Genomic DNA, 20,364 nt, shown 5'->3' with positions numbered 1-20,364 from the left:
GTGGTCATAAATATGAATGCAGAAGAACAGAATAAGAACGTGTCTTTTCCTTGCGGACCGAAAAGAGTAATCTGGCGCCATGAGCAGTTTTGACGAATTCGATGCCTTTGAAGGGGCTTCTTTATCGGCGCGGGCCATGGCAGCGCGTCCGACGCCATATCTTGACGACCTGAACCCGGCCCAACGCGAGGCGGTGGAAAAGCTGGACGGCCCGGTTTTGATGCTTGCAGGTGCGGGCACCGGCAAAACCAAGGCGCTGACGTCGCGGATTGTGCATTTGCTGAACACTGGTCGGGCGCAACCCAACGAGATTCTGGCGGTGACCTTTACTAACAAAGCGGCCCGCGAAATGAAGAATCGCGTTGGCCGTATGTTGGGGCATTCCATAGAAGGCATGCCGTGGCTGGGGACATTTCACGCGATTTGCGTAAAGCTGTTGCGCCGCCATGCCGAACTTGTCGGGCTAAAGTCAAACTTCACCATTCTGGACACAGATGACCAGTTGCGATTGCTCAAACAACTGGTGAAGGCGGCGAATATTGACGACAAACGCTGGCCGGCCCGTCAGTTGGCGCATTTGATTGATGGCTGGAAGAACCGGGCTCTGACCCCTGAAAACCTGCCTTCTGCGGATCATGGTGCCTATAACCACCAAGGCGGCGAGCTTTATGCGCAGTATCAGACACGTCTGAAAGAATTGAACGCCGTGGATTTTGGCGACCTGCTGCTGCATGTCGTTACGATTTTTCAGAAACACGCGGATGTTCTGGAACGCTATCAGCGTTGGTTCCGCTATGTGCTGGTGGACGAATATCAGGATACCAACGTTGCCCAGTATCTGTGGCTGCGCTTGCTGGCGGGTGGGCACAAAAACATCTGTTGCGTGGGCGATGACGACCAGTCGATCTATGGTTGGCGCGGGGCCGAAGTGGGCAATATCCTGAGGTTCGAAAAGGACTTTCCGGGCGCCTATGTGGTGCGACTAGAGCAGAACTATCGCTCGACCCCGCATATTCTGGCGGCGGCTTCAAACGTGATCAAAGGCAACGAAGGGCGGCTCGGCAAAACGCTGTGGACGCAAGCCGAAGACGGAGAAAAGGTGCGTCTGATCGGTCACTGGGACGGCGAAGAAGAAGCGCGCTGGATCGGTGAAGAGATTGAAGCGCTGCAAAAGGGCACGCGCGGCTTGCGGGACTTCGGGCTGGATCAAATGGCCATTCTTGTCCGGGCCAGCCACCAGATGCGTGCCTTTGAGGACCGTTTCCTAACGATTGGAATGCCTTACCGGGTAATCGGCGGGCCGCGATTCTATGAACGGATGGAGATTCGCGATGCCATGGCGTATTTCCGGCTGGTGGTCAGCCCGGATGACGATCTGGCCTTTGAGCGCATCGTCAATACGCCCAAACGTGGTCTGGGCAATGTGGCCCAGCAGAAAATCCAGACCTGTGCGCGCGAAAATGGGGTGAGCCTTGTTGAAGGCGCGCATATCCTGATTGAAGAAAAAGGCATCGGCGGCAAGGGTGCCAAAGAACTGGCCATCTTGCTTGACGGTCTGGCGCGATGGCGGCGTCAGGGCGCCGTTCCCCAGATTGAGGTGCCTTTGGATGGGGATGCTGTTCTTGATGATGAAAACTCGGTTCAGGCAACCCGGTTTCAGGACGGTCAGCCCGAGCTGTCGCATGTGGAGCTGGCGCAGGTCGTTCTGGACGAAAGCGGCTATACCGCCATGTGGCAGAACGACAAAACGCCCGAGGCGCCGGGGCGGCTGGAGAACCTCAAGGAATTGGTCAAGGCATTGGAACAGTTTGAAAATCTGCAAGGGTTTTTGGAACATGTCAGCCTGATCATGGACAATGAAAGCGACGATTCAGAGCAAAAAGTCAGCATCATGACCCTGCACGCGGCCAAAGGGCTGGAGTTCCCGTCGGTGTTTTTGCCCGGCTGGGAAGACGGGTTGTTCCCGTCTCAAAGATCGATGGATGAAAGTGGCCTTAAGGGGCTCGAAGAAGAGCGGCGTCTGGCCTATGTCGGTATCACGCGCGCCGAAGAATTATGCACCATTTCGTTTGCTGGCAACCGGCGGGTTTTCGGACAATGGCAATCTCAGATGCCATCCCGGTTTATTGACGAATTGCCGGATGAACACGTCGAGGTGCTGACGCCGCCGGGGCTTTATGGTGGTGGATACGGAGCCGCCAGCGCCGCAAAACCGGTTGCCTCATCGATCGAGGAAAGGGCAGCGCGGGCAGATGGGTATAATTCACCCGGCTGGAAGCGGATGCAGTCGCGGGCGGGGCAATACGGCACCAGCCAACCGCGCGAAAACCGGAATACTGTGATCGACCTGCAAGCCGTGTCGAGTTTTTCAGTGGGAGACCGTGTGTTCCATCAGAAATTTGGATACGGGGTCATTTCGAATATCGAAGGTGACAAGCTGAACGTGAATTTCGAAAAAGCAGGTGAAAAGAAGGTGGTTGCCCAATTCGTGACCGCTTCGGATGACATTCCATTTTGACCTTCGGTTCAGATTGACAAGACCTTTCTTCCCGTTCTGAGTGCTTCAGGACAGGAGGATACCATGATTTTTTACGATTGCAGCACTGCGCCAAGTCCGCGCCGGGCCCGGATGTTTATCGCCGAGAAAGGCATCGAAATTGAGACCCGCAATATCGATCTGAGCAAAGCAGAACAGCTTTCGCCCGCGTTTCTGGCGATCAACCCGCGCGCCACTGTGCCAACATTTATCACCAAAGGTGGGCAGGTCCTGGGCGAAAACATCGCCATCGCAACCTATCTGGAGGAGGTGTTTCCAGATCCTCCACTGATGGGGGAAGGCGCCGAAGAAAAAGCGTCGGTGCAGATGTGGAATGCCATTGGCGAAACGCAGGGCGGCGCGGCAATTGCCGAAGCTCTGAGAAATACTCATCCGGCGATGAAGGGCCGGGCGATTCCCGGGCCGGACAACTATGAACAAATTCCCGAACTCGGCGTACGTGGGCTTGCCAGAGTGGCCGTGTTTTTTGCGTTGCTGGAGAAACGTTTGCAGGAAAGTCCATATCTGGCGTCTGGCCGCATGACCTTTGCCGATATCACTGCGTTTGTGTTTTGTGATTTCGCGCGCGTCGTTCGCAAAAAACTTCCTGAAGACCATCCAGCTGCACGGGATTGGTTTGCTCGAATGCAGGAACGTCCCAGCGCCAAACTCTGAAAAAAGAAACGGCGGCGCAAGGGAGGAGGCGCGCCGCCGTTCTTTGTCACAAGACGCCCAGGGAGGAGGAGAACGCCTTGATTCCGATAATTTGGTGCGGCAGCACCAGGGAGGAGGAGAGGTGCCGCCGCTCTTTTCTCAAGACGTCCCAGGGAGGAGCGGAACATCTTGATTTCGTTGGACGTTTCGTCCGAATTCTGGTGCGACGACACCAGGGAGGAGGAGAGGTGCCGTCGCTCTAGTCTCAAGATGACCCAGGGAGGAGGAGAGGGGCACCTTGATTCCGTTGGACCTTGAGGCCCGAATTTCTGGTGCGACGACACCAGGGAGGAGGAGAGGTGTCGCCGCTCTAGTCTCAAGACGCCCCAGGGAGGAGGAGAGGGCCGCCTTGATTTCGTTGGGCCTTAGGGCCCGTGTTCCGCTACGACGACATCAGGGAGGAGGTAGATATCGTCGCAGGTTTGAAAAGCCAGAGGGAGGAAAGGCTTTTCGAATTCTTTCTTAGTGTTCGCTGGTTGCCTCAAGAGCAACACGGCGGATCATCGAACGGTTCAGGCCCAGGTCAGCCAGCTCGGCATCAGACAGAGTGTTGAGCTCGTTAAAGGTCTGACGGAACTTGCGGTTGCGCTGAAAGCGTGCGACCAGTTCGTTGTAAATTGTCGAAAGGCTGCGGCCGATTGCCGGTGCAACTGCGTTTTGATTTGCTGCGTATGCCATTTCGTTTCCTTTTGTAGTGCGTTTCTGTTCGTCGTTGATACAAACCATATAGGCCAATGCTGCAGGTGCACAATGGAAGGCTTTGCAAAGCCGCTATGCGCTGCGCGAATAGGGACGTAGGGTCAAGCTGAGTTGCCTATTTTGTTGGCGACATTGAGTAAAATACGGTAAGAAGTGAAAAATCATCCAAGTTATCAATGCGCGAGTTATTTTGCAGTCGCAGAAAGTGGAGAGCTAAATGAGTGTCCAACAATCGGTGATTCTGGAAAACCTGCGCCGTCTTGAGCTTCCTGACGGGGGCGATCTGGTCTCTCGTGACATGGTGCGTGCGCTGACCATAGAAGACGGGCGCGTGCGTTTTGTGATTGAAGCCCCTTCGGCGGCGATTGCGCGTCACATGGAACCTTTGCGCAAGGCTGCCGAATCTTTGGTTGCGAAGATGGACGGCGTGTCCTCAGTCAGTGTTGTTCTGACGGCGCATGATACAGCAGCGGCGCCAAAACCTGCGCCCAATCTGAAAATTGGCGGCCACCCGAAACCACAGCAAGGCCCAATGAAGGTTGCAGGTGTGGATCGCATTCTTGCGATTGGGTCCGGCAAGGGTGGTGTTGGCAAATCAACAGTGTCGTCAAACCTCGCGGTGGCTTTGGCGCGGCAGGGGCGCAAAGTCGGGCTGCTGGACGCTGACATCTACGGACCTTCGCAACCCCGTATGATGGGCGTGAACAAACGGCCCGCGTCCCCGGACGGAAAAACCATCCTGCCGCTGCATGCGCATGGGGTGACGATCATGTCGCTGGGCTTTATGTTGGAAGAGGACAAACCGGTTGTCTGGCGCGGACCAATGCTTATGGGCGCGCTGCAGCAAATGTTGACACAGGTGCAGTGGGGCAATTTGGACGTTCTGATTGTTGACCTGCCACCGGGCACAGGAGATGTGCAGTTAACCTTGTGCCAAAAGACGGAATTGACCGGCGCGATTGTTGTTTCCACCCCGCAAGACGTTGCTTTGCTGGATGCACGCAAGGCGCTGGGCATGTTTGATCAGCTCAAGACACCCGTGCTGGGGCTCATTGAAAACATGAGCGTTTTCCACTGTCCGAACTGCGGCCATGAAAGCCAAATCTTTGGCCAGGGTGGTGTTGCCGCCGAAGCCAAAAAGATGGGCGTTCCGTTATTGGGCAACTTGCCAATTGATCTTGATACCCGGTTGGCTGGCGATGGAGGCACCCCCATCGCCGCCGGGGATAGTGAGATGGCCAAAGCCTATGCGCGTATGGCCGAGGGGCTTGTGCGCGGCGGTATGGCCTGATCAGCCTACGACTTCGCCAATAAGGACGTCGGGTTGCGCATTGGTGAAATTCGGCACGTCTGCCATGACCGGACCTGATGCCGCCATGGCCGCATTAAAGGCGTCCTGATCGGCAAAGGTGATGGTGGCGATGGCGTGATATCCGGCGGCTACATCGGGGCCGCCGGCGACACCTTTGGTCACGACGGTGCCTGCAATATGCGGGCCCATATGTTCCCCGACCAAATCGAAATGGGTGCCGAGGTAATAGTCAAAATCAAAGGTAGTATCGGCGCCAACGGGATAGATAACTTGTAGTGAAACGGCCATGTTCGCGTGTCCTTTTGTTAATAGTCCTGAGGTGAGTGTAGAGTTTTTGAGCCTTAACGGGCATTTATTTTTCCCTTTAAATTTTTGTACACTGGTCGAGACGTGGCCCAAAAAACGGTTCGGCATTGCGTCGGTATCACGTCGGCATTGCGTCAGTCTGATCGGCGGACCTGAAGCTGATTATTAGTCTTGCGGGTTTCGAATTGTTTTAGCCCCTTGACCAGTTCGCTGAGCTTTTGTTTTCCGTAAGTGCGGGTGTCAAAATCGGAGTGCGTTGCCATTATCTTGGAGCCGATTTGCGAAAGGGGATACCAGTCGTCATCTTGCTCTATCTGTTCCATGGCTGAGATGATCAAAGGAATAGCATCAGATGGAGGTCTCTTGCTGCTTTTGGTTTCCGATTTCTTGTTTTCCGGTGCGAGTTCTTCGACCAGATTTTCAGCAATAATAAATCGATTACAGACACTTCGAAGGGCCGCATTTGTTTTGGCTTCTCCGATACCAATGACCTCTAGCCCTTGTTCGCGAATGCGGTTCGCCAATGCCGTAAAATCACTGTCCGAACTGATCAATACAAACCCATCAAACCGACCCGTATGCAAAATATCCATAGCATCTATGACCATGCCAATATCTGTCGCGTTTTTCCGACTTGTGTTGGCGGTTTCCTGATGGGTCACCAGCCCAAAAGTGCGCGCGGCCTCTGCCCAACCCTTAAGCTGATTGGCTGACCAGTCTCCATAAACCCGGCGCAAGGCGGGTTCCCCAAACGAGGCAATTTCTTTGAGCATTGGCCCCGCATATCTGGCGGGGATATTATCGGCGTCGATCAGGACGGCATAAAGCGGGCGGTCTCGTTTAGGCATAAGGGTTTTTCGTCTTGGAAGGCGCGCTAAAATGAGCGCGCCTTGATGTCTGAGCAAAAAATCAGAGCGGGATCAGAATTCCACCACAGCGCGGATTGATTTACCCGCGTGCATCAGGTCGAAACCTTCGTTGATGTCATCCAAAGAGAGTTTGTGCGTGATCATCGGATCGATCTCGATTTTGCCGTCCATATACCAGTCGACGATTTTGGGAACATCCGTGCGTCCCTTTGCGCCGCCAAAAGCTGTGCCTTTCCAGACGCGGCCTGTGACCAGCTGGAAAGGGCGGGTGCTGATTTCGGCACCGGCGGGTGCGACCCCGATGATGACAGAGACGCCCCAACCCCGGTGCGAACATTCCAGCGCATCACGCATGACCTGAACGTTGCCCGTTGCGTCAAACGAATAGTCGACGCCGCCAAACTGGTCCTTTTCGGTTTTGGACATTTCAACGATTGCCTCGGTCACAGACTGGCCTTCGGGCAGATTGGACGGGTTCACAAAGTGGGTCATGCCGAATTTGCGGGCCATGTCGGCTTTGCCGTCGTTCAGATCGACCCCGATGATCATATCCGCACCGGCCATGCGCAGGCCCTGGATCACGTTGAGACCGATGCCACCCAGACCAAACACCGCCGCTGACGATCCGATTTCGACCCCGGCCGTATTGATCACCGCACCAATACCTGTGGTCACGCCGCAGCCGATGTAACAGATCTTGTCGAATGGTGCGTCATCGCGCACTTTGGCCAGCGCGATTTCGGGCAGAACGGTGTGATTGGCGAAGGTCGAGCAGCCCATGTAGTGAAAGATCGGGGTGCCATCGAGCATCGAGAACCGGGTTGTGCCGTCGGGCATCAGGCCCTGGCCCTGGGTTCCGCGGATTGCGGTGCAGAGATTGGTTTTGCCTGACAGGCAGGAATGACATTCGCGGCATTCCGGCGTGTAAAGCGGAATCACGTGGTCGCCGGGTTTCAACGTGGTCACGCCTTCGCCGACTTCCATTACTACCCCGGCGCCTTCATGGCCGAGGATCGACGGGAACAATCCTTCTGGGTCTGCACCGGACAGAGTGAATTCGTCAGTATGGCAAATCCCGGTGGCCTTAACCTCGATCAGAACTTCGCCGGCCTTGGGACCTTCGAGGTTCACTTCCATGACTTTGAGTGGTTTGCCAGCTTCCATGGCAACGGCGGCACGTGTGCGCATCATTATGCGATCCTCCTTGAACTGTTTTGCCGGAACCGTGGTGGAAAGCCACGGTCATTGCAACCTTGTTGGCAGGCTTAAGTGCTGACGATTTCGACCTGATCCCGCCTCAGTTTCAAGAATTATTTTCCGGGAAGCGTGACATGAGGTTGCGCGCAGTTGGCAGCACGGTCAAACTGGCGCGGATTATTTGATTTTTGCATTCGCTTTAAGGAGCCGCCATGCGCCCGATTCTCTTTGCTGTAATTTCCCTGGTGCTGCTGGCCGGATGTTCCGAACCTGACGCTGTTGAAAACACGGCGGTGATTGATCCGGATCTGCCGCTGGTGGGCGCGTCCAGTTGTAAGGAAGACGTTTTCGCAGGGCTGGTTGGGCGACCGTTGAGCGTGCTGGACACAATCGAGATTCCTGAAAAGACACGTGTGATAGCACCCGGTGCCATTGTGACAACTGAATATCTGCCTGCGCGCCTGAATGTGGAACACAGCGAGCGGGACGTGATTACCCGTGCCTGGTGCGGCTGATTACTTTTCGACCCGGTAGCGTTTGTGGCATCCGCCACAGGTGGCACCCAAATCCCGGATCGTGGTTGCAAGGGCGGCCTTGTCGGTGAAATCCAGTGACAAGGCGGCGTCTTTCATCGTGTCGGCGCGTCCGGTGAAATCACCCCAGTTGTCCCATATTGCGGGCAGGGCTTCGGATTTTGGGTCGGTGGCCTGAGATTCAAACAGGTCGGGGATTTTGGCCGCGTTCAGGCTGATTGTATCGCGCGCCATTCGGGCCTTGGCCTGATGCAATGGTGTTTTGCCGCGCGCCATGTCGCCAAGGGTCTTTGTGGCCTTGCCGATGGCGCTCATTGCGTTCATGCGGGCCATGACATCGGCGTCTTTCACGCCATTATGCGCAACGGCCGCTGTGGCCGCCAGGGTCGCAATGATCACACAGGTTTTTGTTCGCCAGGTCACGCCATTCTCCGATTTTTCTGCATCTTAGCTTTAGAAACACGTGATCTCAAAGATCGAAGTTTGACGATAAGCGAACCGTCGCTGTTTGAGCGGATGGGCGGCATTCCGGAGGTGGTTGAGGTGTCTCGACAGGGGGGGGGAATCAGGCTAATTTGAATGAGAACAATTCATGAACATATGGATTTTTCAAGCGCCTGCCTCTGTCTGCTGCCCGATGTGAGTGATCATGCCAAACCGCCGTATTCTGTCTTTGTGGTTCCCGCGTCTGGGGGCCGAACGTCTGATCCGTATGGAACGGGGCACATTTGACGCGCCTTTGGCGGTGCTGCGCGATACGGGTCAGATGCAGGTGATTTCCTCGCTGAATGTGCAGGCAGAAGACGCGGGGTTGGAGCTGGGCCAGCCGTTGCGCGATGCACAGGCGGTGTGTCCGGGGCTGATTACACGGTTGCAGAATATACAGGGCGAGGCGGCGTTTCTGACCGCAATCCGGCGCTGGGCGGGTAAGTTTTCGCCATGGGTGGCGCAAGAGGCGCCCAATGCGCTGATGCTTGATCTGACAGGATGCGCACATCTGTTTGGTGGAGAAGAGGGGGTGCTGGATGCGGTGGCACAGGATTGCACCGATCTGGGGCTGACGGTGCGGGGGGGCATTGCTGATACGTTGGGTGCGGCTTGGGCGCTGGCGCGGTTTGCGGCCCAGCCGGGGGCGGCGCATCGCAGCGGTGATGACATTGACCAGGAGGCGCCGGCGACCCGGACGCGTGCGGTTAAACGGCGGCATTGGACCCGCGGCGGGACCCCACCACAGAAACAGGCCGGGCCAGCGCGGGTGGGGCGGATTGCGCCGCCGGGGCAGACCCATGGCGCGTTGGCGGATTTGCCGGTGGCCGGGTTACGGCTGGAACGCGACACGCAGGCGGAGCTGGCCCGGCTGGGCTTGCGACGGATCGGGGATCTGTCCGGGCAGCCGCGCGCCGGGTTGGCGCGCCGTTTTGGCAAAGGACTGGTTTTGCGGCTGGATCAGGCGTTGGGCAGCGTGCCCGAACCGGTTAGTCCGGCCACGCCAAGGCCGCTTTTTGCTGTGCGCATGACCTTGCCTGAACCGATTGGGCTTCAGTCGGATCTGTTGGCGGCAATCGAGCGGTTGTTGCCGCCCTTGTGTGACCGGTTGAAGGAGCGGGGGCAGGGCGCGCGGGTGGTGCGGTTACAGGTGTTTCGGGCTGACCAGACCATGCAATGGGTGGATGTCGGGCTGGCGCGGGCGTCGGATGATCCGGAACGTATCCGGCCTTTGTTGCGGATGAAACTGGACGAGATCGATGCCGGATTTGGCATTGATATGTTGCGGATTGAGGCGATTCGCGCCGAGACATTGCACAACCGTCGCGCCGCGGGACATCTGGAAGCGGGGCGCGCGGTGGCAGACCGGCTGGCAGCGGGCCATGTGCTGGATGACCTGATCGGGCGGATCGGGGCGCGGATCGGGCTGGAGCAGATCACACGGCGCCATCCGGCTTCAAGCCATATCCCGGAAAAAGGGGCACAGTCATTATATGCGGCCTGGTCCGAGCCGTGGCAGGCCGCGTGGCCGGATGTGTCGGTGGCGCGTCCGGTGCTTTTATGGCGCCCGGAACCGGTTCAGGCGCCCGATACGCCGCGTCTGACAACGCCTTTCCGCTGGCGTGGGCGCGATATGGAGTGGGTCACGGCCCGGGGGCCAGAGCGAATCGCGCCGGAATGGTGGTTGGAGGAGGCTGACTGGCGTAGCGGGGTGCGTGATTACTGGCGTGTCACCTGTGCAACCGGCGAGCGGCTGTGGCTTTATTATGCACATGGCAGCACGATGTCCGCAGGCTGGTTTTGCCACGGAGCGTTTGACTGAACAGGATGTCTGAAAAAATGGGCCCCCGGCGGCGCGGACTGGGTGGGGGCAATAACGCCGCGCCGCCGAAGGTAGCGTTTAAGTTTCGCTATGAGACTAAGATGCCCCTTAGCTGCGGCAGAAAAAGGATCGCTCGGAGGCCATTTGCAGATTAAACTGAGGCAAAACAGAGGCAGGCTTGATTTATCTAAAAAACACGGCAACTCTGGGGGTATGAATGCCCAACCGCCTATTCCGCTGAACACTGGCCCGCAGACGCCACAGCAAGTGGCTTTTCACCGTACCGAGCTGAATGTGATCCTGTCATTATACGGGCGTATGGTGGCGGCGGGTGAATGGCGCGACTATGGTATTTCGCTGCTCAAAGAGGTGGCGGTGTTTTCGGTATTTCGACGCACGGCAGAGCATCCGTTGTACCGGATCGAGAAGCGACCAAAATTGCGTAATCGGCAAGGTATGTATGCGGTGATTGGTCTTGATGGGCAGGTTCTGAAACGCGGGCATGATCTGAGAACGGTTTTGCGCGTCTTAGAACGCAAACTGATCCGAAGCGTAGACTGATCCAGCGGCGCGCCCTGTCGGGCGCACAGGTTTCGCACATGCGTGCTGTTAAGGGGGCAAAGCCCCCTCTTGGCCTTTCGGCCAATTCTCCCACGCATAATCAGGTCAAATGACGACCTTTCACACATTGCAAAGCGCAGAAATCTGGCGCGGTGTTATCTCTGGGCGCCAAATCGCACGTCAGTGCTCATCCTGTGCGCCCGACAGGGCGCGCCGCTGGATTACGATCCGAGACGATTGGCCATGACGCAGAGAATTTCAAACATCACAGATGCCCCGAGGAAAGCTGTGCCGCCGGATTGGTCGAATGGCGGTGAGACTTCGACCAGATCTGCGCCAACGATGTTCACCCCATCCAGTTCCCGCACGACCTGAAGCGCCTGAAATGAGGTCGGACCGCCCACTTCCGGAGTGCCGGTGCCCGGGGCGAAAGTCGGGTCGACAAAATCGATGTCATAGGACAGATAAGTCGCCCCGGCGCCGACAATCTCGCGCGCTTCGGCCATCACATCCGAAACGCCACGTTCAAAGAACTCTTCGATCCGAATGATGCGAATACCAACGCTGCTGGCAAAGTCCGTGTCTTCTCTGTCATACGTCGTGCCGCGGATACCAATCTGTACCACGCGTTTTGGATCAAGCAGCCCTTCTTCGATGGCGCGGCGAAATGGGGTGCCGTGGGTGTACATCGTGCCATCAAAGTAGCTGTGATACAGGTCCGTGTGGCTGTCAAAATGCACCATGCCCAGAGGTGTTTCTGCCGCCAGAGAGCGCAGGATCGGCAATGAAGACAAATGATCGCCCCCGGCCGTGAGGGGCAGGATATTCTCGGCTTTTACGTCGTTATAGAAGGCCGTGATACGGGCCATGCTGTCTGGAATGTCTGCCGGATTGGGGCCGACATCACCAAGATCGGCACAATTAACCAGCTCAAACGGGCGCACGCCGGTTGCGCCATTTTCCGCGCGAATCATAGTCGAGCTGTCGCGCAACTGCCGTGGTCCGTGGCGTGGGCCCGGTCGGTTGGTGGTGCCGCTGTCCCAGGGAACACCAATCAGGCCAATCTGCACTTCGGCGCGGCGGGGATTGTCCGGCAAGAGCACCGGCAGGCGCATGAAACTGGGCACCCCGGCAAAACGGGGCAGATCCATTCCCGACACCGGATGAAAAAACGGGTCAGTCATTTTGGGCTCTCCTGTTGAGGGTGGGTGTGCGCCGTTACCGGACCGTCGCCTTGTTGGGCGATGCGCGCGATGGCGTCCGGGATCGCCTCATAAGCGACCGCCATGTGATGGGCGTTGGCGTGGATCAGCATGTCGGGCGTGCAAACCATCGCGACGTGGCCTTTCCAAAACAACAGGTCGCCCCTTTGATAAGGCAGTTTTGCCGTCGGAAAGGCTGATTCCTGCATGTCGCTGTCGCCGGGGCAAGAAATGCCACAGGCCAACAACGCCGCCTGAACGAGGCCGGAACAGTCGATGCCAAATGAGGAATTTCCGCCCCACAAGTAAGGGGTTCCAAGAAAACGCTCAGCAACCGTGATGGGGTCGGTTTCCAAGCTGTCTATGGGACGAATGTGATTGCTTGGCACAAACAAATTCCTTGGGATGGTGCCGCGCGACCAGGCCAGTTTTGTCCAGCCGTCTTTTGACTCCAAGGACGCAAGTTGAGCGCCATGGGGCAGAGGCGTGACATGCCCCATCGTCTTTAGCCCGGATGAGGTTTTTGCATAGCTTCGCGGCGCGGAGACAACATGGGTTATTTCATCGTCCGGATGACCGACCAGTGCCGCGCTGTCGACCCAGCCGACATACCCGTCCTTTTCGGCAAAGCCGAAGGCCATTCCGTTTTCGACAGTGAGCGCGCGAAACTGTTCTCCGCGCAAAAGTTGCCGGTCACGACCGCCATCCGGGGTGCTGCGCAAATCCGCAACAACTGCTTCGACCCGATAAAGCTCACCTTCTACGAAAGTGTCCGCGCTAATTTTGCCGCGCAGCGAGACATGGGCCACGCGTCCGTTGCTGCGAAACAGGCGACGGTCGGTCAAAGGTTCAACGCCCGGGGCAGGGCTGCGAGAATGGCACGCGCACCCATGCCGACACCGCCCTTGGGACGTGCCGGGGCGGGGGCGGGGTTCCAGCCGTAAATGTCAAAATGGGCATAGCGCTGACCGGCCGCAAATCGGCGCAGGAACAGGGCGGCGGTGATTGCGCCGCCAAATCCGCCGGCGGGTGCGTTGTCGAGATCGGCAATGCCGGGTTCGATCATCTTGTCATACGGCGTCCAGAATGGCAGCCGCCAGACCGGGTCAGAAACGTCAGTTGCGGCTTGTTCCAGCGCCCCGGAAAACGCGGGATCGTCTGTGAAAAATGGCGCGAGGTCCGGGCCAACCGCGACGCGGGCTGCGCCGGTCAGTGTTGCCATGGATATCAGCAGGTCAGGGTTTTCCTCAGAGGCCAGCGCCAATGCGTCGGCCAAAACCAGACGGCCTTCGGCGTCGGTATTGTTGATCTCAACAGTCATACCCTGACGTGATGTCAGGATGTCGCCGGGTCGAAAGCTGTCGCCCGAGACGGCGTTTTCGACTGCCGGGATAAGTACGCGTAACTTAAGCGGCAGGTTCAGCGACATGATCATTTGCGCCAGACCCAGAACCGTGGCGGCGCCTCCCATGTCTTTTTTCATAAGCCCCATGGATGCGCCGGGTTTGAGATTTAGCCCGCCAGTATCAAAGCAAACACCCTTGCCGACTAATGTCAGGCTGGGGCCGGATTGCCCCCAGCGCATGTCAATCAGGCGGGGGGCACGCGATGCGGGGGCGGCGCGGCCTACGGCGTGAATCATCGGGAAGTTTTCAGCGAGCAAATCCGCGCCGGTGGTGACTGTGACCCTGCAATTATGTGCCTGCGCAAGCTCGCGGGCAGCCGTTTCCAGATCAGCAGGGCCCATGTCTGAGGCGGGTGTGTTGATCAGATCGCGGGTCAGCGCCTCGGCGGCGGCAATGGCTTCGACCTGTTGCGCGTTAACGCTTGCAGGACAGACCAATCTGGCAGTCGCGCCGGATTTTTTAGTATACCGGTCAAAGGCATAACAGGCGAGTAACCAGCCAAGGCATTCGGTTTCGAGGTCTCCATCAGGCAGATCATTGGCCAGTGCATAGGTGCCAGCAGGCAGTGACGCGGCAATGGCGGCCAGCGGAAACCGGGTGCGGGCTCGCGCGGTTTCGTCGCCGTACCCTGCCAGCGCCATGACGGGTGTTCCGGTCTCGTCCGGGATCAGGACAGATTTCCCAAATGCAGGTGTGAACCCACAGGCGGACACCCAATTCCTGAGCGTTTGAGATTGCGCGTTCAACCAGACGTCAAAATCACCCTTGTCAAATACATGGAGGGGGATTGCGTTGGCGTCTGTCGGGGCGAAGGTCAGGGACATGCGGGCCTCTTGGATGGGTTTTGTACCACAACACAGGTTAGCCGGTGTGCCGCTGCCTGCAAGCCCGTTCAGATTGGCAGCTCCTGAAGTTCCCAGATTTCGTGCAGCGCGCCTTCTCCGACACGGATCATGCGCGACAGGGTTGCGGGAAGTGCAGCCGGATCGCCCGTGTCGCAACACTGCGCCACATCTGTGCCAACGCGCGCCAGCACCGACATGCCGATTCGCGCCGCGATGGTCGCAATGCCGGTCACGCATTTCTTTAGCTCGTCATGCTGTTGTCGTTGATACAGAAGCTCTGCATGCGGCAGGCGCAGAGCCAGTTCTTCGATGGATTGCGCCACCATTTCATCTGCTGCGCCGTCCATCTGTATGTAAATGCGCGCAAGTTCGTCCTGATCGACCGAGACATCCTCGGTCGGTTGCAGGATTGCAACAAGTGTCAATGTCTCACCCCTAGTTCTCAGTTCTACCCACACCACTTGCGAGATTGCGGGCAAATACTTCTCAAAAAGTTGATACGCGACCTCCATTCCTCTCGAAATTGGTTTAAAACAGACCTATCTCCACGGAGATTTCAGAAAGGGAGAAGACATGGATAAGGTAAAGCCGCTGCCATCTTACCTGGTTCAAAGGTACAAGGGATGGAAGGCGACCTCGTATGCTGAGAATGTAAGCTGGTACCGTCATCTGGGCGCGCAGGGGCAACATCCCCGAGCCATGATTATCTCTTGCTGCGACAGCCGTGTGCATGTCACGTCCATATTTGGAGCGGATCAGGGTGAGTTTTTCATTCACCGGAATATTGCGAATCTGGTGCCGCCGTACAAACCGGATGGGGCACAGCACGGCACGTCAGCGGCTGTGGAATACGCGGTGACGGCATTGAAAGTGGCGCATCTGGTGGTTTTGGGACATTCGCAATGTGGCGGCGTTCAGGGATGTCTGGACATGTGTAAAGGAAATGCACCGCATCTGGAGAGCAAAGACAGCTTTGTCGGACGCTGGATGGATGTGTTGCGCCCGGGTTATGACGATGTGGCGCATATCGATGACAGCTTGGAACAGGCGCAGGCCTTTGAAAAACGGGCAGTGCTTGTATCGCTGGAAAATCTGATGACATTTCCGTTTGTCAAAGAGCGTGTCGCCAATGGTGATCTGAGCATGCACGGCTTGTGGCACAACATCGCTGAAGGTGGGCTGGAGGCCTATGACAGTAAGATCGGCACGTTTGCCGGGGTCTGATTTTGGAATTTAAGCCTTGAAAATGAGGCAGCCCGCCATGGGGCGGGCTGTATCCTGAAATGGTTGTCTGATGTGGATCAGACGAAGATATTGGACAGTTCCCGGTTGCTGGCCATAAGAGCGCGCAGACGGCGTTCGCGGGCTTTTTCAGCAAGCGATTTGAACTCGATGTTGGCATTTTCCATGGTGTTGTCCTTGTAGATCCGCTTTGGCATGTTAGCCTCCAGTTTATCGTTATTGCCCTGGTCTTTATGACTGATACCACTGTGCCCCCGGAATGCGGCGGAAGTGGCGCGAATTGTGGCGGAAAGGCGGAATTGAGGCGGGATTTAGGAAACACAGCGTTTCGAACCTCGCAACCGATGGTTGGAGAGCCCCCTTGCATATTCTATTGTCGCAGGATCACCCATTCGCCGCGACGCATGTCAGCGGACCCTGAGCAAATTCTGCCCCTCTGCCCGACACTGTGCACGGGCTTGCCGACCGACCCCAAATTGAGGGGAATACTGGTCGGCGTGCCAAGTGTGATACGGGCGCTTCGTGTTCCGATTATGGCAGCGTTCCGGCAATTCGTGGGTGTAAAATGGTGAAAATATGGTTGTTTGGTTAATGAAACTCAGCGCAGAACCATGTCTTTTGGCCATTTCAGGTGGTGTGACAGGGTGATGTCCAACGTTTCGTCAGCGCCCAATGTATGGTGCCACGCGAGAATGCCACGCCTGTCTTTGTAGTTGGTGACATCCGGGTGCGGGTTGGATTGCCACGTCACCTCAAGGTCTTCCTGTTCTGAATAAGGAACATGCCCCAAAATGCGCATATCCCAAGACCGGTCGGTCAGGTTCCGGATGCTGAACTCATGAGTTTCGCGTTGTTCGTTGCGCGATGTCAGAACGCCGGTATCGCCGGATTCGCGATCTCTTAGTGTATGAGACAGGCGCAGACCGTTTATGGGCCCAAAGGACAGGTCAATTTCGTCCCCGGCAGCAATCAATGGCAGCGCGCCCCGGCTGATAAACTGGCCGTTCAGGTAAAAGCTGGCCTCATGTGAGGGCAGCAGCAATTCGCCAGTGTCGTTGATGATCGAGGCCATGAGATACGCGGTCTCGTCGCGCAAGGGGTTGGCGAGTGCAAATACCTGAGGTGGGGTTGAAAGCGTGTCCAGTGACAGGCGTAGGAAATCAGCCTGTGACGTGATCGAAACGTCGGTTGGATAGGCATAGGTTGCCGTGATGCCGTCCGCGAACCCAAGCGAAGCAATCTCTTCGATTATGGGGGCCGGTGCGGGCTCGGCCATGACATAGTCGGCGCCGGCCTTTTCGCTGCGCCGTCCGTGATCGTTGCGGTCTGTGATCCAGCGCAGGTCCGGGTTCAGGTTGCTGGGGCGGGTTTGGTCGTTGGGGCGGCTTGTGGACAGAGTCAGTGCAACATCGCTCCAGTCTTCGCCGGTGTTTTGTCCAACCAGCGCGCCGCGTCTGACCGTAAGTTCGCTGGAGTCGCCATGGGTGAGGTGCAGATCATACACCGGTTGCCAGCCTGCCTGATGCACCAGATGGGTCAGGGTCAGCGTGCCGCTGGTGGGGTGTTCTGTGGAAACGGCCACTGACAACATGGCGCCGTTGCCATGGGACGGAGTGAGCGCGATCACGGTCTGGTGTGCCTTTTCCAGGGCCTCCTTGAGCTTTTCGAGCGCCTTGGCAAACATGCGTGCTTCGCGCTGCGCGGCGGCGGCTTCCTGATGTGCGGCGAGGGTCTGGGCGCTGATCAGGTCAAGCGTGGCCTGAAGCGTTTCGGGAGACGGCGCAATGTCAGACCCGGCACTAAGCGTTGCCAGATAGGTCAGGCGGGCATTGGCGGCCTGCGCGCGCATGAGAATGTCATTGCGCGAGTCCTGAATGCGCAGAACCTCAGCTTCGAGCCGGTCTACTTCGTTCTTGGCAGTTATCAGCTCGGAGCTATCGGTCAGGTCAGATGGCAAAACCCGGTTCTGGCGCACGATGACGCTGCCCAGACTGGCGCCATCAATGGCTACGCGCACCGACGCCGGATCAAGCGAGGCGGGCAGGCCGGTAATGAGCAGGTCATGATGACCAGCAGGTGCGGTGAAGGATACGGCGCGGGTTAGCGTGGCACCATTGGCATAAAGCACGGCCGATGTGACCGGGGCGTCGATGGGAATAGTTTCACCAATCAGGGCTGTGGGCAGCAGGGCAAGGGCGGTCAGAGCTTTGAGCATTGGTCACCTTTCGGGTCGGACCCGGTCAGGATGGTCGCACAGGTCTGGCAAAACAAGGTTGGGAATTTTGGGCGGCGGGAAATGGCCCGTGGGCGTCGGATGTGTTTGGAACGTCACGAGCCGTTGACCCGATGCACGACGATTTCCTAAATCCACGCCGTCATTGCGTCACGCAATACTGATCCAAACGTCAAGCATTTTTGACCAGGACCGTACCTTCAAGGTCTTGCCTTCGATCTACACAGCGCGGACTTCGCCGACATTGGGTTTTCGTACCTCGCTGATGCAGCATCGCTCTGTATGGCGGCGAATTTCTTTCTGCATCGCAGCTCAAGTCGCGGAAGGGGTCATTGAATGTCGGTTTCCAATATTTGATTTAGACGATCTGACTGGTCCAACCTGGATGCACATATATTCAGGCGGGCGCATTTAATGATCCTGCACCGAGGAAATCACGGACTTTCTCAGCAAGCGCTTGTCCAAGTTCAGAATTGTTCTTCTCAGTGAAGTGAATACCGTCTACTCCATCTGTTGAAATCACGCTTCCCGCATCGAAGAATTCGACCTTCATGAAGTCCGCCAAGTCAGCATAGTGCTTGCTGAACGTGTTTGATTTTTCGTGTGCGCCTCCAAAGAGCGACTGGAAATAGGCGTGTGGCATTGGCGTGAGTGGCGGTGGCGCAAGAATCAGGACTTGGGGAGCCGGGTATATCGTTCCAACGCCACCGGCCGAAGTCAGCACCTGCCCAACCAGTTTCGACATACCCGCAGCTACCTCAAAGGGCGTGCGGTGGAAGTAGGCTTTGGTATCGTTTGTGCCCAACATGATGATGACAAGATCAAGCGGGAAGTGGCTCGCAAGTGCAGAAGGAAGGTATGCGCTTCCATCAAGACGCGGGTCTGTTGGATCAGTTAGCGAAGTGGTGCGTGCGCTGAGACCTTCTTCGATCACAACGTAGCTTTCACCCAATTCCCTTTGCATCACGCCTGTCCAACGCACGTCTGCTGGATAGCGTGTTGTCGGGACGCCTTCGATAACTGGCACCCATCCCCAAGTCAGGGAGTCGCCAAAGCACATAATGCGTTTCTCGGTCATGGGTGGGTCCTTTCAATCGTTCGTTAAGTGTTCTTGGCGTGCAGACCGTAGAAAATCGCAGCCAAGAGAATGATTAAGCCGCGTGCGATCTGTTTGCCGGGTTCCGGCACGCCAAAGCTGGTCATGACGACGAACAGCAATGCGAAGCACAAAACCCCAAAGAATGGTCCCCAGACGCCACCATCGCCGCGCCCGAATATGACGCCGCCAAGAATGGTTGCGGCGACAGCGTCAATTGGCATTTCCAGCCCTAACCGTAAGCTGCCAACAGCTACGGAAGCGGACTGCACCAGCGCTGCCATGCCTGCGAAGAGCCCGGCAATCACGTGTGCAATGAGAACAGTGCGCTCGACAGGGACGCCCGCAAAATGGGAGGCCGTTGGATTCTCACCGACGGCCATGATGAAACGCCCAAAGACGAAGCGTGACAAAAACACCGCCATCAACCCAGTCAGGGCGATCCACAACAAAACCGGCAGCGGCAGCGGCCCCCACTTCAGTTTGTAGGTACTGTTCATCAGCTCGGGCATGTTTCCCGGCGGCTTGCCGCTGGCAAGAAACTGCACAAAACCCGCGATGATCACGGTGACCGCAAGGGTCGCGATCACCGCTGATACCTTGCGTTTGGCCACGAGATAACCGTTGAACAGGCCAATCAAACTGCCAATGCCAAGCGACAGGAGAAGAACCAGCGACAGCGGAACACCGTTCAACAGCCCGGACGCAATCATATAGTTGATCAGCAGCAGCACGCCGGCACCGGAAAGGTCAATCGACCGTACGCGCATCACCAGCAGTTGACCCAACACAAGTATCCCAAGTGGGGCGACCTGGCGCACAAAGATGCCAAGCACATTAAGGTTCATCAATTGCGGTTTGGTGATCCACAGCGTCACAAGAAGTGCGGTAAAAACAAAATATGCCGGTGGAAGGCTGAGTGTACGTTTCAGGGCGGTCATCGGCTACAGCCCCATCTTTTTACGTGATTGCAACGCGACGACCGTCAGCAAAATCGCGCCTTTGATCGCACCTTGCAAAAAGGCCGATAGGTTAGCGAGATTCATACCGTTGGCGAGCAACGCCATCAAAACTGCACCAAGGATGGTGCCGTGCAGACCACCCACACCGCCGGATAAGTGCGTGCCACCGATGGCGACAGCGGTGATGGAGTCCAGCGCAAACTGTGTGCCAACGTTCGGATCGCCAGAGCCAATACGCCCGGCCACAAAGATACCGGCGAACGCCGCGAATACCGCACTTAAGACATAGGCCAATGTGATATTGCGCTGATCAGGCAACCCATAGTTATGTGCCGTATCCGTT

Annotated in this window: 20 protein-coding genes and 1 pseudogene; 7 read left to right on the top strand and 14 right to left on the bottom strand. The window is 57.0% G+C overall.

The genetic code is table 11. From position 1 onward, the window contains the following. Positions 1–79 precede the first annotated feature (79 nt). Positions 80–2,518: a UvrD-helicase domain-containing protein gene (locus tag ABJI08_RS04550; RefSeq protein WP_348400641.1), complete on the top strand. Its 2,439-nt coding sequence runs from the start codon at positions 80–82 to the stop codon at positions 2,516–2,518. A gap of 63 nt (positions 2,519–2,581) precedes the next feature. Next, positions 2,582–3,211 carry a glutathione S-transferase gene (locus tag ABJI08_RS04545; RefSeq protein ID WP_348400640.1) on the top strand — a complete coding sequence of 210 codons (630 nt, stop codon included), beginning with the start codon at positions 2,582–2,584 and terminating at the stop codon, positions 3,209–3,211. 501 nt (positions 3,212–3,712) lie between these two features. Here the strand turns inward: ABJI08_RS04545 and ABJI08_RS04540 are convergent. Then, entirely contained in the window at positions 3,713–3,928 is a 216-nt protein-coding gene (locus ABJI08_RS04540) for a DUF1127 domain-containing protein (protein ID WP_348400639.1), read from the bottom strand. A gap of 238 nt (positions 3,929–4,166) precedes the next feature. Between ABJI08_RS04540 and ABJI08_RS04535 the strand changes: the two genes are divergently transcribed. Continuing rightward, on the top strand, positions 4,167–5,240 hold the full coding sequence (locus tag ABJI08_RS04535) for an Mrp/NBP35 family ATP-binding protein (RefSeq protein ID WP_348400638.1): 1,074 nt from the start codon (positions 4,167–4,169) through the stop codon (positions 5,238–5,240). Here ABJI08_RS04535 and ABJI08_RS04530 read toward each other — a convergent pair whose 3' ends face one another. The 3 genes from ABJI08_RS04530 to ABJI08_RS04520 all read right to left on the bottom strand — a co-directional run bounded on the left by ABJI08_RS04530 (position 5,241) and on the right by ABJI08_RS04520 (position 7,624). Continuing rightward, positions 5,241–5,549, bottom strand: coding sequence for an EthD family reductase (locus ABJI08_RS04530; RefSeq protein WP_348400637.1), 309 nt, complete (start codon positions 5,547–5,549; stop codon positions 5,241–5,243). Between the two features lie 152 nt (positions 5,550–5,701). Beyond that, positions 5,702–6,415, bottom strand: coding sequence for an NYN domain-containing protein (locus ABJI08_RS04525; RefSeq protein ID WP_348400636.1), 714 nt, complete (start codon positions 6,413–6,415; stop codon positions 5,702–5,704). A 72-nt stretch (positions 6,416–6,487) separates the two neighbouring features. After that, positions 6,488–7,624 (bottom strand): S-(hydroxymethyl)glutathione dehydrogenase/class III alcohol dehydrogenase, encoded by a 1,137-nt coding sequence (locus tag ABJI08_RS04520; protein ID WP_348400683.1) that lies wholly within the window; start codon positions 7,622–7,624, stop codon positions 6,488–6,490. Positions 7,625–7,845: 221 nt separating this feature from the next. On the opposite strand from ABJI08_RS04520, the gene ABJI08_RS04515 reads away from it, so the two are divergent. Then, positions 7,846–8,148 (top strand): I78 family peptidase inhibitor, encoded by a 303-nt coding sequence (locus ABJI08_RS04515; RefSeq protein ID WP_348400635.1) that lies wholly within the window; start codon positions 7,846–7,848, stop codon positions 8,146–8,148. On the opposite strand, the gene ABJI08_RS04510 is transcribed toward ABJI08_RS04515, so the two are convergent. Next, the gene (locus tag ABJI08_RS04510; RefSeq protein ID WP_348400634.1) at positions 8,149–8,589 is read right to left on the bottom strand and encodes a cytochrome c; all 441 of its coding nucleotides are present in this window, start codon (positions 8,587–8,589) and stop codon (positions 8,149–8,151) included. It abuts the gene before it with no gap. 226 nt (positions 8,590–8,815) lie between these two features. On the opposite strand from ABJI08_RS04510, the gene ABJI08_RS04505 reads away from it, so the two are divergent. Both ABJI08_RS04505 and ABJI08_RS04500 read left to right on the top strand, forming a co-directional pair. Beyond that, the gene (locus tag ABJI08_RS04505; RefSeq protein ID WP_348400682.1) at positions 8,816–10,474 is read left to right on the top strand and encodes a DNA polymerase Y family protein; all 1,659 of its coding nucleotides are present in this window, start codon (positions 8,816–8,818) and stop codon (positions 10,472–10,474) included. A gap of 213 nt (positions 10,475–10,687) precedes the next feature. After that, complete coding sequence (locus ABJI08_RS04500; RefSeq protein ID WP_348400633.1) at positions 10,688–11,035, top strand: DUF2794 domain-containing protein; 348 nt, start codon at positions 10,688–10,690, stop codon at positions 11,033–11,035. Between the two features lie 221 nt (positions 11,036–11,256). Here ABJI08_RS04500 and speB read toward each other — a convergent pair whose 3' ends face one another. The 4 genes from speB to ABJI08_RS04480 all read right to left on the bottom strand — a co-directional run bounded on the left by speB (position 11,257) and on the right by ABJI08_RS04480 (position 14,913). Beyond that, positions 11,257–12,219, bottom strand: coding sequence for an agmatinase (gene speB, locus ABJI08_RS04495; protein ID WP_348400632.1), 963 nt, complete (start codon positions 12,217–12,219; stop codon positions 11,257–11,259). Next, positions 12,216–13,046, bottom strand: a complete 831-nt coding sequence (locus tag ABJI08_RS04490) for an NlpC/P60 family protein (RefSeq protein ID WP_348400631.1) — start codon at positions 13,044–13,046, stop codon at positions 12,216–12,218. Before ABJI08_RS04490 ends, speB begins: the two co-directional genes overlap by 4 nt. A gap of 32 nt (positions 13,047–13,078) precedes the next feature. Beyond that, the gene (locus ABJI08_RS04485) at positions 13,079–14,467 is read right to left on the bottom strand and encodes a leucyl aminopeptidase family protein (RefSeq protein WP_348400630.1); all 1,389 of its coding nucleotides are present in this window, start codon (positions 14,465–14,467) and stop codon (positions 13,079–13,081) included. 68 nt (positions 14,468–14,535) lie between these two features. Further along, positions 14,536–14,913 (bottom strand): hypothetical protein, encoded by a 378-nt coding sequence (locus ABJI08_RS04480; protein ID WP_348400629.1) that lies wholly within the window; start codon positions 14,911–14,913, stop codon positions 14,536–14,538. A gap of 148 nt (positions 14,914–15,061) precedes the next feature. Here ABJI08_RS04480 and ABJI08_RS04475 point away from each other — a divergent pair, with 148 nt between their 5' ends. Next, a complete protein-coding gene (locus tag ABJI08_RS04475; protein WP_348400628.1) occupies positions 15,062–15,712 on the top strand; it encodes a carbonic anhydrase in 651 nt (216 codons plus the stop codon). A 77-nt stretch (positions 15,713–15,789) separates the two neighbouring features. Here the strand turns inward: ABJI08_RS04475 and ABJI08_RS04470 are convergent, their stop codons facing one another. The 5 genes and pseudogenes from ABJI08_RS04470 to ABJI08_RS04450 all read right to left on the bottom strand — a co-directional run. Further along, positions 15,790–15,927 (bottom strand): hypothetical protein, encoded by a 138-nt coding sequence (locus tag ABJI08_RS04470; protein WP_348400627.1) that lies wholly within the window; start codon positions 15,925–15,927, stop codon positions 15,790–15,792. A gap of 401 nt (positions 15,928–16,328) precedes the next feature. Beyond that, a complete protein-coding gene (locus tag ABJI08_RS04465) occupies positions 16,329–17,945 on the bottom strand; it encodes a DUF4139 domain-containing protein (RefSeq protein WP_348400626.1) in 1,617 nt (538 codons plus the stop codon). A gap of 415 nt (positions 17,946–18,360) precedes the next feature. After that, on the bottom strand, positions 18,361–19,041 hold the full coding sequence (locus tag ABJI08_RS04460; RefSeq protein WP_348400625.1) for an SGNH/GDSL hydrolase family protein: 681 nt from the start codon (positions 19,039–19,041) through the stop codon (positions 18,361–18,363). Positions 19,042–19,064: 23 nt separating this feature from the next. Further along, complete coding sequence (locus tag ABJI08_RS04455; RefSeq protein WP_348400624.1) at positions 19,065–20,000, bottom strand: ABC transporter permease; 936 nt, start codon at positions 19,998–20,000, stop codon at positions 19,065–19,067. A 3-nt stretch (positions 20,001–20,003) separates the two neighbouring features. After that, positions 20,004–20,364: pseudogene (locus tag ABJI08_RS04450) on the bottom strand (ABC transporter permease); the annotation flags it as partial.

This window comes from Shimia sp. (assembly GCF_039969785.1).
Taxonomy (GTDB): domain Bacteria; phylum Pseudomonadota; class Alphaproteobacteria; order Rhodobacterales; family Rhodobacteraceae; genus Shimia.
This window is presented reverse-complemented; position numbering and strand designations above follow the sequence as displayed.